The sequence below is a fragment of the Clostridium sp. UMB9555A genome, assembly GCF_030222355.1.
Classification (GTDB): Bacteria; Bacillota; Clostridia; order Clostridiales; family Clostridiaceae; genus Sarcina; species Sarcina perfringens.
The window spans coordinates 55234-71877 of sequence record NZ_JASORQ010000006.1; the positions used below are offsets into that span (position 1 = coordinate 55234).

General features: G+C 28.1%; 12 protein-coding genes and 1 riboswitch. All 12 genes read right to left on the reverse strand.

All coding sequences use genetic code 11. The features are described from left to right. Positions 1-200: 200 nt before the first annotated feature. The gene (locus QP548_RS13875) at positions 201-878 is read right to left on the reverse strand and encodes a TVP38/TMEM64 family protein (RefSeq protein WP_061426131.1); all 678 of its coding nucleotides are present in this window, start codon (positions 876-878) and stop codon (positions 201-203) included. 482 nt (positions 879-1360) lie between these two features. Next, positions 1361-2272: a DUF2935 domain-containing protein gene (locus QP548_RS13880; protein ID WP_061426130.1), complete on the reverse strand. Its 912-nt coding sequence runs from the start codon at positions 2270-2272 to the stop codon at positions 1361-1363. 319 nt (positions 2273-2591) lie between these two features. Next, a complete protein-coding gene (locus QP548_RS13885) occupies positions 2592-3410 on the reverse strand; it encodes a class C sortase (RefSeq protein WP_061426129.1) in 819 nt (272 codons plus the stop codon). Positions 3411-3865: 455 nt separating this feature from the next. Beyond that, on the reverse strand, positions 3866-5434 hold the full coding sequence (locus QP548_RS13890; protein ID WP_061426128.1) for a SpaH/EbpB family LPXTG-anchored major pilin: 1569 nt from the start codon (positions 5432-5434) through the stop codon (positions 3866-3868). Positions 5435-5437: 3 nt separating this feature from the next. Next, positions 5438-7612: a SpaA isopeptide-forming pilin-related protein gene (locus QP548_RS13895; protein WP_061426127.1), complete on the reverse strand. Its 2175-nt coding sequence runs from the start codon at positions 7610-7612 to the stop codon at positions 5438-5440. Positions 7613-7673: 61 nt separating this feature from the next. Further along, positions 7674-7757, reverse strand: a riboswitch (cyclic di-GMP riboswitch). 491 nt (positions 7758-8248) lie between these two features. Next, positions 8249-10018 carry a glycoside hydrolase family 3 protein gene (locus QP548_RS13900; protein ID WP_061426126.1) on the reverse strand — a complete coding sequence of 590 codons (1770 nt, stop codon included), beginning with the start codon at positions 10016-10018 and terminating at the stop codon, positions 8249-8251. A 66-nt stretch (positions 10019-10084) separates the two neighbouring features. Continuing rightward, on the reverse strand, positions 10085-11473 hold the full coding sequence (locus QP548_RS13905; RefSeq protein WP_061426125.1) for an MFS transporter: 1389 nt from the start codon (positions 11471-11473) through the stop codon (positions 10085-10087). 117 nt (positions 11474-11590) lie between these two features. Next, positions 11591-12991: a glucuronate isomerase gene (uxaC, locus tag QP548_RS13910; RefSeq protein WP_061426124.1), complete on the reverse strand. Its 1401-nt coding sequence runs from the start codon at positions 12989-12991 to the stop codon at positions 11591-11593. Positions 12992-13019: 28 nt separating this feature from the next. Beyond that, complete coding sequence (gene uxuA / locus QP548_RS13915) at positions 13020-14072, reverse strand: mannonate dehydratase (protein ID WP_003452650.1); 1053 nt, start codon at positions 14070-14072, stop codon at positions 13020-13022. A 90-nt stretch (positions 14073-14162) separates the two neighbouring features. Next, entirely contained in the window at positions 14163-14771 is a 609-nt protein-coding gene (locus tag QP548_RS13920) for a bifunctional 4-hydroxy-2-oxoglutarate aldolase/2-dehydro-3-deoxy-phosphogluconate aldolase (RefSeq protein ID WP_061426123.1), read from the reverse strand. 14 nt (positions 14772-14785) lie between these two features. Then, on the reverse strand, positions 14786-15637 hold the full coding sequence (locus tag QP548_RS13925) for an SDR family oxidoreductase (protein WP_003452601.1): 852 nt from the start codon (positions 15635-15637) through the stop codon (positions 14786-14788). Between the two features lie 201 nt (positions 15638-15838). Then, positions 15839-16528, reverse strand: a complete 690-nt coding sequence (locus QP548_RS13930; RefSeq protein ID WP_061426122.1) for a GntR family transcriptional regulator — start codon at positions 16526-16528, stop codon at positions 15839-15841. Between the last annotated feature and the right edge of the window lie 116 nt (positions 16529-16644).

The following is a 16644-nucleotide window of genomic DNA, read 5'->3' on the forward strand; positions in this document are numbered from 1 at the left end:
CTATCATTAAAATATTTTTATATTTTAAAAACTTGAATTTCACATAATAATTATAATTAATAAGTTCTTATAATGTTTCTTTAAAAATAATTATTAACTTAGAGTAATAAAAAATAAAAAAATGGAGTTATTTAAAAACTCTCATACAAAATTATAAATTTTATATATGAATTTTTATAAATCTCCATTTAAATAAAATATTAAAGTTTTTCCATGTACTTAAATACATCTTTTCTAAATATAACTCCTAAAGCACAAGCTATTAAGGCTATTACTCCAATAATCGCTACCCCTACAATATTGCCTTCTGCTAAGTTTGCTCCCATAAAAGAGGATGCAACTAAGGCTGGTATTCTTCCTATCATAGAGAATATTATAAAGTGTCCTATTGTTATGTTACTTAAAGCACAAACCATAATAAGTGAATCCTTAGGTGCCCCTGGTAAAAAGAATAGTATTACCAATATAAGCTTAAACTTAGGGCTATTTAAAATCTTTTCTAATTTATCATACATGTCCTTAGGTACAAATCTTTGTACTAGCTTCTTTCCAAACTTTTGACATATGTAAAATAATATTGCAGATCCAACTGCTATGCCGAAAAATGAAAGTAAAGTTCCTCCTAAGGCACCAAATATATATCCTCCAGCAGCTTGTATAACCTCTCCTGGAATAAAGAATATAACAACCTGTAATATTTGAAATACAAAAAATATTACTGCTGCCCAAGGGCCAAACCTTTCAAGGTAACTCTTTACAACTTCACCATTAGTAATTAATTTATAAAAAACCATTATATGCTCTCTAGTTAAATAAAGAGTTATACATGCAAATATTAAAACTATTATACTTAAAATTATTAAACTCTTCTTCTTCATAAATAAACTTAAATCTTCGATTTTCCTCCTTAAATAGTTTTTAAATTCTATTTTAAATAAGTGTTTATTATATCTACATTTTTCTAAAATAAAGACCTATTTAAAATAAAATTATTTTCTAAAGTTAATATAAATTAAAAATTATATATAATCTAACTTTAACCATATTAACTCTTTTTTATGTAAATCATTTGCAATTTTTCACATACATTATAACCTATAATTCTGAACTTAGATATTATAATAATCTTAAATTTACATTACATTTTTATTTAAGAGCAATTTATTATAAAAAAAAGAAGATATATCAAAATATCTTTTAATAAAACCTACAAAAATATTTATAGAACCCTCTGGCTTCATAGTTTTGTAAGTTTTATTATTAACTTTTGATACATCTTCTAATAATTCTATTTAAATATATATGATAAAAAACTTTAAACTCTTTAAAGCATAATTCTTATACTAAAAAATTTAAAAATCTATTTTTCATAGCATCTTAATATTCTTATATAATGATTTGCCTCTCTTAAAACATGATCAGAAAGAAGTGGTAATATTAAGGATTTTATATTGCAATTCATTATTCCCTTTGTACCATCTTCCTTAAAATCTCTTAATCTAATTGTTTCTTTTAAGGTTTCATGAGTAACATTGTCTATTGTAACCTTGGTAACATTATTTAATTGTTGAATTAATTCATTAAACTCAAGGGCAAACTCATTTGCAGTATTTATTAATTCATATTCACTTGGATCTAGTAATCCTCTGATAAATAAAGCATGTTCCATCATAATTTCATTCCAAAAGGCCTCTGTTTTGCTAATGTTCACCTCATCTATATCCCTATTGCACTCAATATCATCTATATATGAACGATATAACTTAGCTTCTTCTATTGTATGTTCAACAAGTGATGGATAATTACTTGTGAAAATTTTGCAACATAATACATCATCTAAAATTTTCATCTTAAGATCTATTAATTCATCTAATAATTTAATAGCCTTATTATTAATATCTTTTACACAGCTTGCTACTTTAGAATCAATACTCTTTTTAGGAGCACACATTAAATCTTTTTCCATTGTTGTTATCTTAGAATTAATATTAATTCCTGTATAATGCTCTGTTTTCTTTTCTGTCTCTAAAGTATAATCAGTAAATACTTCTCCTGAATCTACTATGGATTGTCTAACTCTTCCTTTACTTAGCTTTACTACATCCAATAAAAGTTTTTCAAGATTTCCCTTACACTTATCAAGTTCCTTAGCCATTTTTGAATTTTTAGGTCCTAGTCCTGCCTCTAAAAATATGGCATGCTCTTTCATAACTCTCATAAAAAAAAGATGTAATTCTAATGATGAGGTAACATATTTTTCTCTAGATATCATAATATTCTCCAATTTAATTTTTTATATATTATACTCTTAAAAGAACAATTGTGTTCTTAAGTGCATAGTTATCTTGACTTATTTATACCTATTAAAATCTTAATGAAATTTACAAAAAAATCACCAAACTTATTTAAAGCTCACCTTAGTAATATGGATGTTTAAAAATTACTATTTCCTATTAATAAAACTTATTTCATAACTCCACCACTTACAATTAATATTTGTACTTTAATTTATTATCATATGAATTTCACTAAAATAACTAGATTTAAACTTATTAATTAAGGCTTTAATTTTAATCTAAATAATTTAAACTTTACTTTTTATTCTTACCTTTAAATTTCATAATTAAAAACAATAAGAAAATAATTATTAGTGTTGAAATTAATATTATAACTATTAGTATTAAATTTTCATTTGAATGATTAAAAGTACTTATTTCCTTTTGAATATGCTCTACATTACTTTGACTTAAATCAGTTCTCTCTCCCCTTACTAACAAACGTTCAGTGTTAATTCCATAAGGATAACAAGTTAGTAAAGTTACATAGTCATTTCCCTCAGATATTTTTAGTTCATCAATTTCATCTGGGTGAACAACTTTTATTTGATTCACTTTATAAGCAAGATCTTTTTTTAAAATGTGTAGGTAAAAAACATCCCCATCTTTTAGCTTGTCTATATCAGTAAAAAGTTTTTGGTTTGTTAATCCAGTATGAGCTGATAAGACTGAATGTGTGTTTTCTCCTCCTACAGGAAGTGATGTTCCCTCTAAAACTCCAACTCCCTTTTTTAAAATATCAACTGAAGTTCCATAGTATATAGGTAATTTAATACTTATACTAGGAATTTCTATATACCCTAAGACATCCCCCTTATTAATATTTAAGTAATCTGGTAATTCATTCTCGGCAGTTCCATTGAATAAATCTTCATTATATTTATTAATATTTTTTATAAAATCATCAACTTCTTCATCATTAACATTATTTATCTTCTCTGTATAATCAGAAATTGTAGAAACTGCAAATTTATTATTTATGTAATTAGAAAAACTAGGATATAACAAAAATCCTAGGGCAATAAGTGTAATCAAAATTAAAATAGAAAAATATATTCTTTTTAGCCTTTTCAAAAAAATCTGGCGCTATATCAAACCTCATTAGCTATAAGTTATTTTGATATGCACCAACTCACCTCCTAAAGTTTAATTAGCCTAAAAGACGTAAATCCTCATGTCATAAAAAAACTTCTTTTTATAATTCAAATTAAAAAGAAGTTTTTATTTATATGCTCTATATCAAAATACTTTTATAAAACTTACAAACATATTCCGAGAATTACTAGATTTTAAGTGAAAGACCAAATTTTTAATTTAGATTTTTGAACTTATGCAATCTAACTTTGTGAGATTGTATTCCTAAGAAATTAACAGTCTCAGCTTTTTAACGTAATATCTTCTCCGTAATAATTTAAATTCTAAATCTTATCTAGATATTATCTTCATACTGTTTGTAAGTTTTGTTATTTTATTTTGATTTATAGCTCTGTATTTAATTTTTAAGTCTATTTTTAAGTCTATTTTTAAGTTTAATTCTTAGTCTTTCTGCTATTTTCAAATTTAGTGTAACCAAGTCCTAGTATAGCTAAAACACAAACTATACTTAATAAGATAATAGCTATTTTTATAAATCCTGTGTTTCCTAATCCCCCTGTTGATGGAAGAGAAAATCCAGCATGGTTTTCTATTTGAACATTAAATAATATATTTCCATCATTCTCTGAAATATCATTTATTATTTTTCCTGCTTTATTACTATTAGAAACCTCTATAGTTGCAGCTCCTGTATAATTTCCAGACTCATCTTTATTAGCTGTAATTGTCACTTCTACTGGATTTTTTAATAAGCTATATCCAGATGGAGCTACTTCCTCTTTAATACTGTACTTTCCTTCTTTTAATCCTATGAACGTTGTAACTCCCTTTGAATTAGTTATCCCATTTCCACTTAAAGAAACTACTTGTCCTTTTTCATCATATGTATATTTAGCTACTGTTTTTCCACTTTCATCCTTTACTGAAAACTCAGCACCTTGTAAAAGCTTAGAATTAACTTCTGAATCAACTTTTTTAATTCCAAATCCCCAAGTATAAGTAGTAACCTTGTCATTTAATTTCTTATAACTATCTTTAACATGTGGGTTATTTGTATAATCTAATTGTATATTATTAGGATTTCCTTCATTAGCTTGAGTATTAATAACTGCATCCTTATTTAATGTAGCTTGGTAATTTAAAGTTATTCCAGTTTCTGAATAAGCTTTTATATTATCATAATTAAAGTTAATTATAATAATTGTTGACCCATCTTCTTGTTTTTTTACATCTACAGTATAATCTGTACCCTTAGTAAAAACTTTATCTCCTGAAGTTACCTTAAAGCCAGTTTTCTCGTCGTATGTTAAGCCTTTGCTCATAGTATCAGTAAATTTATACATTATATTTTGTGCATTCTTTTGATAAACTGGTATAGATGCTTTTACTTCGTATTTAACAACATCTCCAATATTCTCAGATGAAGTTTTAACTCTTTGCTCCTCTTTAACTATGTTTTTTTCTAATATAGGAGTATTATCCTTTGGGTTAATAGTTACATCATAATTCCATGAATCTCCTGAAACTTGAGGAACGGAAACTATTATAGGTGTTGAAGCAACAGCTGCCCCATCTGAAGTACTTGAAGTTTCTGTAACTAGGTAATAACCTAAGTCAACAGTATTCTTTTGTCCATCTGTAAGTTCTTGTCCAGATATCTTATTATCAAGAACATATTTATGTAAGTTAACAGCAAATTCTTTTACTTCTTCTCCACTTAATTTCGGTATTGCTTCTTGGCTATAAGATCCATACTGAGAATTATTGAAAAAATCTTTAAAATTATTACTTGGTGAGTATTCATATGCATCACCACTTTTAATCGCATCTAATAACTTATATGCAGTAAAAACAGCACCTTTTTTTGATATTGTGATGCTTCCCTTGCTAGGAGCATCTTTAGAAATTGATGGCGTAGACGCAAATACAGGTATTGATGTTGTAATAAAAATAAACATAAACGCCATTATAAAACTAAACTTTTTTAATATATTGTTTCTCATCTATTAATTCTTCCTTTCTCTTAAAATAAATTTTGTAGTAAATAACAAGCTTAATACACCTGCTAGCAATGTAATTCCAATGAATGAAAACTTAAAAGTTCCACTGCCACCTGTTTCAGGTAATATTATTCTTGGAATATTTTTAACTGAAATATCGTATGTATCTGTTTCTGCGTTTTTATTTAAATTTATTTTTTCTCCTTCTTTTCCAACTCTATAAAAACTTTCTTCAGAATTTAGAGTTATATAAATATCGTCACTTAATTTATATCCCTTAGGAGCCTGTACTTCTTTTAATATGTAATTGCCATAAGGTAAATTGTTAATTTTAAAAGATGCATTTTTCCCTAAAGGTGTTAATTTCCCAATTCCATTTGGATCTAATTCATAATTATTTTTCTGAGAACTAAATTTTAAAACTTTTTTTTGATTCCTCTCTTCAAACAATTTAAATTTAGCTCCTAAAATAGGAATTTCCTTTTCATTTATTTTGTTTATAACTAAGTTGCAAGTAGTTGGTAGAGGATCATCCTTAGCCACCACCTTAACAATCTTACTTTCATCATTTACAGTAAATTCAATAGGAGTTTTATCAAGTTTATACCCCTTAGGAGCCTTTATTTCTTCTAATTTATAATCTCCATTAGGTAATTCAAATCTTATTGGCCCTTCAGAACCAGATGTAAACGTTTTAATTTCTTGGTTGTACACATCCTTAACAGCTTTACCATCTTTAGTTGTTAGTTTGAAAACTGCTCCTTCAAGTAAATTTGATTCTGTATCATCTTTAGAAACCTTAATTATTTCTACTAAAGGATTTTTTTTAGTTGAAACTTCATTGGTTGGATTTCCATTTATATATGCAATATTTTTAACTTCATCCCCTGGACTTACATCTTTCATACTTGCTTCTATGGTGATATATGCTGGCTTTTTAGCATCTATATTTCCATTACTATTTTTAATAACTAGCTCTTTTGTATTTTCATCAAAATCAGTTATAAATTGATCCGTAGCTGTAATTTTAATATCACTTAATCTAGAATCTAATTTATCAAAAATATTTAAAGTATCTTTTAAAAAGTATCCATAAGAATCAAACTTAATTTGATATTTAATTTTTTGATCATTAGGATCATTTTTTACTTTTGTTTTATCTACATATTTATAAGCATTTAAAGCACCTGCATCTTTTGATAATTTTGAGTAATGTTTTGAAGGCAAATCTTTATCACCATCATAATGTAAGTTAGCATCATTTAAATATCCACTTTCAGTAGAAGTAATTCTCGTCTGATAGCTAATTGAGTAACGTTCATATTTTATGTCTCCAAAACTTATTTCTAAATGTTTGGTATCAGCTTTTATTCTATTACTCTCCCAAAAATCTTTTGTAACATCTTTACTTCTTTCATCATGATATCCCATTCTTTTTATGGATATACTATTTACATCTAAAGCCATTCCTTTTGGGATATTATCAACAAAATCAGCATTTCTCAAATAACTTCTTGTATTTGGATTTATACCATCACCTAAATTTACCTCTACATAATATTGTATCGGCTCATTTCTATTAACTATTTCTCCGTAATATTCCTTTCCTTGTCCATTATCTGTAGCAGCTGTTGGCAAGTTAGCAGTTTTATACATAAGTGGATATTGACCCCCAGAACTAGGATGTGAATACTCTTCTCCTGTTATATAAATAGTCTTTGGATTCCCATTTAAATCAATACTAACTGGGTAACTTACTCCCTTTCTAATATTGCTATTTCCTACAAATCTTATAATCATATATCCTGTTACGGCTTTTTCTACATTTTCATTAAAGGTTAAAGTTACCACTCCATCCTTAACATCAAAATCTTTAAAATGTTGCTCAGGACATTTAGGTTCTATGTCTTTGAATATATCTGGTAAACTGATAATAATTTTATCACCATTTTTAAGCTTATCTTTATTCAAAATTTTATAATCAATTCTTAAATTATTGCTTATATCTTTAGCTACAGTATTGCTTTCAAAAGTAGCACTTGTAATTTCAACAGCACCATCATTTTGAATTGATTTTGATTCTTCCCCTAAAGCAATAATACCAGGTGACATAATAATCAGCATCATAGAAATAATAATTGACCAAGTTGTAAATATACAACACTTTTTGCTATTTTTCATAAAATAAGCCCTCCTCTCTTAAAAAATGGAAAATAAAAAACCGACTATATTTATAACTTTTTATAAATATAGTCGGTTGCATCACTAACTCAGTATATCCCAGATGCCCAGATACAGAATATACATCAACGTTTCTATAACATTTTAATTATTCACTAATTATTTATTAAAATTCCCTTGTTTTTAAAAATTTAATTTTCGATTTGTATACTACAGTATTTTTGAAAAACTGTCAAAATATATATAAATTTTTTAACAAACAAACTATTAAATATATTTGAATTTTATTAAAAAAATAATATTTTTTATCAACTTTATTTTTCATTTTATTAAAATTCAATTCATTTTTTTATATTTTTCATTTATACAGCTACTGATTATTTTTAAACTTATTTTACACTTTTTCATCCTAAACTTTGTATATATTTTTTAAGTTAAATTTAATTCTTTTATATATTCCACTGGAACATAATCACAAATCCACATGCTATTTTTTCCTTTTTATATGTTACAATTAATTATACAATTTATAACAAAAAAGCATTTTCTTAAATCATTAAGAAAATGCCTTTTTTATTGTTGATTTTTAGTTATAATATTTTAATTGTTTGGTGTTTTTATAGTAACATTATTTTATTAATATCTAGTATCTTTAAGTCCGCAGAAAGCATCTACTGAACTTACTCCTTTAAATTCTGAACGTCCCATCATTTTATCAACTAAAGCTTTAATATTAAATTCTTTAGAATCATAAGCATTTATATAAGTTTTAACTTGTGGAACATCAGCTAAATGGAATGGGCATTGTAAAGATATAAAGATAGTAGGTATTTCATTAACATAGAATGGAATATCTGGTGTACCTTTACTTGGTGGCCATTGAAGACGTTGATCAACACTTGCCCCTACATCAGCTAAATTTATAATTAAATCATATTTTGAAGTTAATTCAGCTATTGGACGCTTGCCAGCATAAATATTTCCAATAGCAGCACCCATCTCTTCTTTTGGTAACTTCATGATCTTATCTACTGGTGATTCATATATTTCTACTTGGAATCCTTCCTGTTCTAATAATTCTTTCATTATATCTACAGGACCCTTTTGAGCTCCTTGCATAAGAGCTAAGAATTTACCAAATCCACCTTCGAAACCTTTAACCTTTACAAGTAATACCCTTTTAGTCTTATCTGGTGAAATTGGGAATATTTCTTCATTATTCTTAACTAAAGTTATTCCCTTATCTGCTATTTCTAAAGCAGCCTTTTTATTTTCTTCTAAACCAATCTTAGCCATAGCTTCTTCTTTTGGTTGTAATATTTCAGTCTTAGCTTTCTTATGAAGTCCTAAAGATGCCTTTAATCCTAATATTCTAGTTAATGCATCATGAAGTCTTTCTTCAGTTATAACTCCATTCTTGTATCCTTCCATCATCCATTGAAAATCTTCATCTGGATCATTAAAGAATAAGAATAAGTCACTACCTGCTGCAATTGCAGTTGGTAACATATCTTTACGCTTCATAGCTGAAGTCATAGCAACCATGTGAGATGCATCAGTTACAACCAATCCATTGAATCCCATTTGACCTTTTAATAAATCTGTTAATATATATTTACTTAAAGTTGCAGGCATATTCATTTCTTTAATTGTAGCATCTGGATTAAAATATTTTACATATTCAGGCAAAGCAATATGTCCAGCCATTATTGATGGAAGACCAGCTTCAATTAATCCAGAGTATACTTTTCCGAAAGTAGCACTCCACTCTTCAACTGATAAAGTATTTGGAGCAAATGATAAATGCTGATCTCTTTCATCTATACCATCCCCTGGGAAATGCTTAGCAGCTGGTAAAATTCCAGATTCCATTATACCTCTCATATATTCTAAAGATAACTCTAAAGTTTGATCGGCATCTGCAGACCAAGTTCTAGTAGATATTATTGGATTTCTCCAGTTTCTATTTATGTCAACAATTGGAGCAAAACTCCAGTTACATCCTATAGCAGATGCTTCAATTCCTGATATTCTTCCTAACTCATAAGCATAGTGTGGATCTTGAGTAGCAGCAATTTTAACCTCATTACCAACATATGTTCCATCTGTACAAGCTCCATTTCCACCCATTTCTGTATTAGCTGCTATTAATAGTGGAATTTTAGAATTTTCTTGTAGTATTCTATTTTGTTCATATACTTCTTCAGCCTTACCTGGATTATAACGAACAGCTCCAATATGATAATTATCTAAAACACTTTTTAAATATTCTTCATCACGGCTTGCTCCCATGTTTACAAATAGTTGTCCTATTTTTTCTTCTATAGACATATTTTTTATTGTATCTTCTACCCATTTTATAGATTCTTCATCTAGATTATATGGCTTTACTTTTAAATTTACCATTTGCCTTTCTCCTTTTATCCTCAAAATTTCTAAGTACCCACATACTTATTGGATGTTTTTATTTTATTAAGCTTCTCTTCTTTCTTCTAATACTTTATTCATTTCATCTACTTTTTTCTTAGAAAGATTATATACAAATACTAAAATTACTGTAGTTAATATAAATCCTCCGGCAGCCATTCCAATTCCTATATTTTTGATACCAATACCAATACTTTCCGCTTGTACTGTAGCTCCTGATTGATATCCTAATAAAGATAAGGCAAATCCTCCCATACCACCAGATATAACTTGACCTAACTTTCTAGCTAATGAATATGAAGAATAAACTGTACCTTCATTTCTTTCACCTGTAGTGTACTCTTGATAATCAATAGCATCTGAAACTAATGCCCAAATTATTGTATTTACTAATCCTGATCCTAGTCCTGCTAAGAATGATAATACAAGGAATATCATTACTGATAAATTAGGTATAAATAACATTACTGTATACATACAAGCTGCAAAAGCTGATCCTAATATTGCTGACTCTTTCTTTCCTAATTTTCTAACTATTGCTCCAGCAAATGGTATAACAATTATAGATGCTAACATACCAATCATTCCACCAAAAGCTGTAAGACCAGGCTCTTTAAAATAATCCTTAAATATATATACATTTAAACTATTTAATGTAAATGAACCACCTAACATTAAAAATGAAGCTATTGCAACTCCTAAAAAAGCTCTATTTTTAAATAATAATGCAATTGTTTGTCCAATACCTTTTTTACTATTACTTGCTTTGTGTACTATTCTTTCTCTAGTTAATCTAAAATTAAAGAAAAATGAAACAGTTGAAATAATTGCTAGTATTACAGCACAAGTTATAAATCCTTCTGCTGTAACTTCACCTTGTGCATTAAAGATTATCTTAGGAACTAATATCATTACTAATACATTAGCTAACATAGATCCAAGATTTCTAAAAGTTGATAATGCAGTTCTTTCATTAGAATCATTAGTCATTACTGAAGCTAATGATCCATAAGGTATATTAACAGCAGTATATAACATACCATATAAAATATATGTTACATATGCATATGGTAATTTCATATTATCTGGTAATCCTGGTATTGCTGTAAAAGCCAGTATTCCAACAATAACCATTGGCACTCCAAATCTAACAACATAAGGTCTAAACTTACCATGTCTAGTGGCTTCTGCCTTATCTAAAAGTACTCCCATTATAGGATCATTAATGGCATCCCAAAATCTAGCTACTATAAATAGTGTACCAACCGCTGCTGCACTAATCCCTAATACATCTGTGTAAAATACCATTAAATAACTACTTACAAAAGCAAAGAATGTTGCACATCCAAAATCTCCAAATGCATATCCAATCTTATCGCCCATGTTAAACGATTTCACTTGTTCTTCTTTTTTACTTATTAAATCAAGAACCATAATTGTTTATCCTCCCAGAATATTTTTCATCATTTAATAAATTTATATTTAAACTCTTATAATACCCATATAGAATGGAAATTTTAATTAAGTAATATTTCCATCCTATATCAATTATTATCTTTTAAAATACTTAGCTGAATTTTTATAGCAAATATTTTGAACAATTTCACCTAGGATTTCTTCGTCATAAGGATATTGTCCTGACTCAACTAAATTGCCTAAGTAATTACATAATATTCTTCTAAAATACTCGTGTCTTGTATAAGATAAAAAGCTTCTTGAATCAGTTACCATACCAACAAATTGACTTATAAGGCCAAGTTGTGATAATGCCATCATTTGTCTTTCCATACCATCCTTTTGATCATTAAACCACCAGCCTGATCCAAATTGTATCTTTCCTGCTATATTTCCACCTTGGAAATTACCAATCATAGTACCAAGTACTTCATTATCCTTTGGATTTAGGCAATATAAAATAGTTTTTGGAAGTTTATCTTCCTTATCTAATTCATCTAGTATTCTTGAAAGTGAATATGCTATTTCTCCATCATCAATACTATCAAAACCAGCATCTGCACCAATTCTATTAAACATTCTTGTGTTATTATTTCTTAATGCACCTATATGTAATTGCATTACCATATTTCTTTCGGCATACATTTTTCCAAGTGATATTAATAAAGCTACTGAATATTTTGATGCTTCTTCATTATTTATATTTTCCCCATTTAATGCTTTAATGAATATTTTGTTAATTTCTTCACATGAAAATGTATAAAAAACAACTCTCTCTAAACTATGGTCTGTAATCATACATCCATTTTCATAGAAGTAATCTAATCTTATTTCTAAGGCTTTCTTTAAGTCATCAAAAGATTTAATTTCAACATTACTTACTTCAGCTAACTTACCTATATACTCTTTAAATCCTTCATTTTGTATCTTCATTGCCTTTTCAGGTCTAAAACTTGGATTAACAGAACATTTAAAGTTGCTATCTTCTTTTAATTGCTTATGATATCTTAGGTCATCTATAGGATCATCAGTAGTTCCAATATAAACTACATTAGCCATTTCAATTAATTTCTTTGCAGTTAAATTATTATTTTCTATGACTTTATTACATTTTTCCCATATAGTACTAGCTGTTTTTTCACTTAATGTTTCTTCTACTCCAAAGAATCTTTTAAGCTCTAAATGAGACCAATGATAAATAGGATTTCCAATTAAATATGGCATCATTTTTGCAAACTGATAAAATTTATCATAATCACTTGCATTTCCTGTTATGTATTCTTCATCTATACCAAAGCTTCTCATGGCCCTCCACTTATAGTGGTCATGGTATAGCCACATTTCAGTTAAATTTTTAAATTTATGATTTGTGGCTATTTCCATAGGAACTAGGTGACAGTGATAATCAAACACTGGCACCTTTGAAGCATAATTATGGTATAAAACCTTTGCTACTTCATTTTCTAGTAAAAAGTCTTTATCCATAAATTTCTTCATTTCATTATCCCCTTATAAATTAATTTTATTAATTTTTCTTATTCTTTTTAATTGCCTCAATTAATCCATTTATATACACTGCACCTAAAGCTCTATCATATAAACCATATCCAGGTCTACCTGTCTCTCCCCATATCATTCTTCCGTGGTCTGGTCTGTATGGACCTGCAAAATCATAATCACAGTATGCTTTTACTATTTCATAGAAATCTAATGATCCTGCTTCTGATAAATGAGCAACTTCATTAAAGCTACTATCTCCAGTTATCTTAACATTTCTAAGATGAGCAAAATGTATTCTATTTCTTTCCTTACCGAAATAATTAATCATTTGAACCATGTCATTTACCTTTGTACATCCTAAAGAGCCTGTACATAAAGTTATTCCGTGATATGGACTATCATATAAATCTATAAATCTCTTTAAATTATCAAAGTTAGTTATTATTCTTGGTAATCCAAATATTCCCCATGGTGGATCATCCGGATGTATTGCCATTTTCATTCTTACTTCGTCAGCAACTTTCATTATTCTTTGTATAAAGTAATTTAAATTGCTCCATAGTATTTCTTCGTCTATATCTTTATATTGTTCTAATAAACCTTTAAGTCCACCTTCTCCATAAGAAGTATCCCAACCTGGTAACTCTAATTCTCCTAAAGCTGGATCCATCTTCTTAACTTGTTCTTCATCATAAATTAAGCATGTTGAGCCATCTTCTAACTTATAATTTAAATCAGATCTTGTCCAATCAAATACCGGCATAAAGTTATAGCATATTGTATCTACACCAGCTTCTGCTAAATTTCTAATTGTTTGTATATAGTTGTCAATATATCTATCTCTTGTTGGTAAACCAAGTTTTATATCTTCATGTACTGGTACACTTTCTATTACTGAAAGCTTTAACCCATGACTTTCTATTTCTTTTTTTAATTCTAAAATTCTTTCTAACGGCCATACTTCTCCAACTGGAATATCATATATAGCCGTAACTATTCCCTTCATTCCTGGTATTTGTTTGATGTATTCAAGTTTAACTGGATCATCTTTACCATACCATCTGAACGTCATTTCCATGATTTTTCCTCCCCTTAATAAATAAACCTTTATTTCTTAACCTTATTAGCATTCTTTGAAATACTAGTATACAAATTTATTCAAAAAATTTTAACAACGAATTTTCTCCATCTTTTTCATGAAAGCTTTAGCTGTGTTTTCTATATCCTCAAGTGATCCTTTTATTAATGAACTTCCAACTCCAACGCAAGAAACTCCATTCGCAAACCACTCTTCAATATTATCTACTGAAACTCCACCAGTTGGCATTATTTCAACATTTGGAATAGGTGCCTTTATTGCTTTTACATATTTTGCACCAAAAACATCTCCTGGAAATAATTTAATCATTTTATTTCCTGCATCCATAGCTTTCATTATTTCACTTACTGTCATACATCCCGGTAAATAAGGAACATTCATTTCTTTGCATACCTTATTAACTTCTTCACTATATCCTGGACTTACAACATACTTTGCCCCAGCTTCAATAGCATCGGAAGCCATTTTACCATTTAAAACACTTCCTACTCCAATTAATGCTTCTGCATGTGAGCTATATTCTTTAATAAGCTCACATACATTTGGTATTGTATAAGTAAGTTCTAATGATTTAATTCCACCTTTTAAACAAGCTTCCATGTATCCTCTAGCTTCTTCATGACTTTTCCCTCTAACTACAGCTACAATTCCACTTGCTTTTAATTCATCTAAAATCATTACTTCTTTTCCTCCTATACTCCTGAGTAAGCTGAAAATGCTCCATCAACTGGAATAACTACTCCATTTACAAATCCTGATGCTTCTTCTGATACTAAGTATAATAATGTTCCTATTAATTCACTAGCTTCTCCGAATCTTCTCATAGGAGTACTATTTAATATCTTTTCTGTTCTTGGTGTTGGTGTTCCATCTTCATTAAATAATAATTTTTCATTTTGAGCTGTTACGAAGAACCCTGGTGCTATAGCATTAACTCTTATTCCAACTTTAGACATATGTACCGCAAGCCATTGAGTAAAATTACTTACTGCAGCCTTTGCTCCTGAATATGCAGGTATTTTAGTAAGTGGTGTAAATGCATTCATTGATGAAATATTAATGATTGTTGCACCTTCTTTATTAATCATATCTTTACTAAACTCTTGTGATGGAAGTAATGTTCCTAAGAAATTTAAGTTAAATACAAATTCTACTCCCTTTGCATCTAAATCAAAGAATGTTGTTATGTCTTCATTTTCTAAATCTTCTACTTCTAAGTATTCTTTAGTTGTAGTTCCTTTTGGATGATTTCCTCCAGCTCCATTTATTAATATATCAACTGTTCCAAACTCTTTAAGAATTATTTCATGAGCTTTTTTTAGATTTTCTTTATCTAAAACATTAGTTTCAATTCCTATTGCTGTGCCGCCCTTTTCATTTATCTCTCTAGCTTTATTATCACAAGCTTCTTGTCCTAATGCTAAAATTGCGACTTTCGCTCCACATTCTGCAAGTGCGTCTGCCATTGCTCCACATATAACCCCTGTTCCACCTGTTACAACACAAACCTTATCTTTTAAATCAATATTAAACGGTAATTTCATTTTCCATTCCTCCTTGCAATACTATACTTGTATACTAGCATATTAATATATGAATTACAACAGCTTTTTTGAAAACATTTAAATTTTTTTTATAATAAAAAAGTCACATAATATTAAATTTAATATTATATGACTTTTAACCATGTTATGACTTATGATTTTATTGTTTATTTCTATTTTATAAATGCTTTAGAATATTTCTTACCATATTATAAGATTAGCTATTTCAGGTTCTTCTTTTATTAGTTTCTTCCACTGTTCAACTGGCGCTTTTATATGCTTTGATACAACTTCATCGATAATATTACTATCTTTACTTTTTATAATATCTAAATACGTTATATGTTGATCTACTAAAAATTCTTTATTTAATTTTATTTCTGCCAATAATCTCATTCTATTATAATGAGTACTTATATTACAGATAGATTCCCATACATTAGATTTATTTATCCCAACAAATAAAAACTTATGGAATTCTTTATCTAAATTATGAAACTCTAATAAATTATTGCCCTTTTGTGCAACTAACTTTTGAGCAAATAAACATTTTTCCATTTCAATTAATATATCTTCAGAGAAATTTTCACAAGCTTCTCTTAGCGCTTCTTTTTCTAGATTATATCTAATAAAGATAGCCTCTTCTATTAAATTCCAATCTATTGGAGAAACATAGGTACCAGCTTGTGGCTTAACCTCTATTAATTTTTCAGCCTTAAGCTTTATTAATACTTCTCTTATAGGTGTTCTTGATACATTTAATTTTTTTGACAAATCCGATTCACTTAATATCTCACCTGGACTTAACTCTAAAGACATAATATTATCTTTTAATACTCTATAAACATACTCTTTACAAGTTTCCTTATCCAATTTTTCATAAAGAATCATCTTAAAATTCCTCCCCTTATATTTATCTAAAAACTTAATTTTAAACCTTAAAATCTAGTACACTAGTATATGCCATTATAACATAAGAAAAATTAGGTACACAATGCATACCTAAT

Coding starts and splice junctions, on each gene's coding strand:
- QP548_RS13875 (WP_061426131.1), bottom strand. CDS start 878: ATGAAGAAGAAGAGTTTAATAATTTTAAGTATAATAGTTTTAATATTT.
- QP548_RS13880 (WP_061426130.1), bottom strand. CDS start 2,272: ATGATATCTAGAGAAAAATATGTTACCTCATCATTAGAATTACATCTT.
- QP548_RS13890 (WP_061426128.1), bottom strand. CDS start 5,434: ATGAGAAACAATATATTAAAAAAGTTTAGTTTTATAATGGCGTTTATG.
- QP548_RS13895 (WP_061426127.1), bottom strand. CDS start 7,612: ATGAAAAATAGCAAAAAGTGTTGTATATTTACAACTTGGTCAATTATT.
- QP548_RS13900 (WP_061426126.1), bottom strand. CDS start 10,018: ATGGTAAATTTAAAAGTAAAGCCATATAATCTAGATGAAGAATCTATA.
- QP548_RS13905 (WP_061426125.1), bottom strand. CDS start 11,473: ATGGTTCTTGATTTAATAAGTAAAAAAGAAGAACAAGTGAAATCGTTT.
- uxaC (WP_061426124.1), bottom strand. CDS start 12,991: ATGAAGAAATTTATGGATAAAGACTTTTTACTAGAAAATGAAGTAGCA.
- uxuA (WP_003452650.1), bottom strand. CDS start 14,072: ATGGAAATGACGTTCAGATGGTATGGTAAAGATGATCCAGTTAAACTT.
- QP548_RS13920 (WP_061426123.1), bottom strand. CDS start 14,771: ATGATTTTAGATGAATTAAAAGCAAGTGGAATTGTAGCTGTAGTTAGA.
- QP548_RS13925 (WP_003452601.1), bottom strand. CDS start 15,637: ATGAAATTACCGTTTAATATTGATTTAAAAGATAAGGTTTGTGTTGTA.
- QP548_RS13930 (WP_061426122.1), bottom strand. CDS start 16,528: ATGATTCTTTATGAAAAATTGGATAAGGAAACTTGTAAAGAGTATGTT.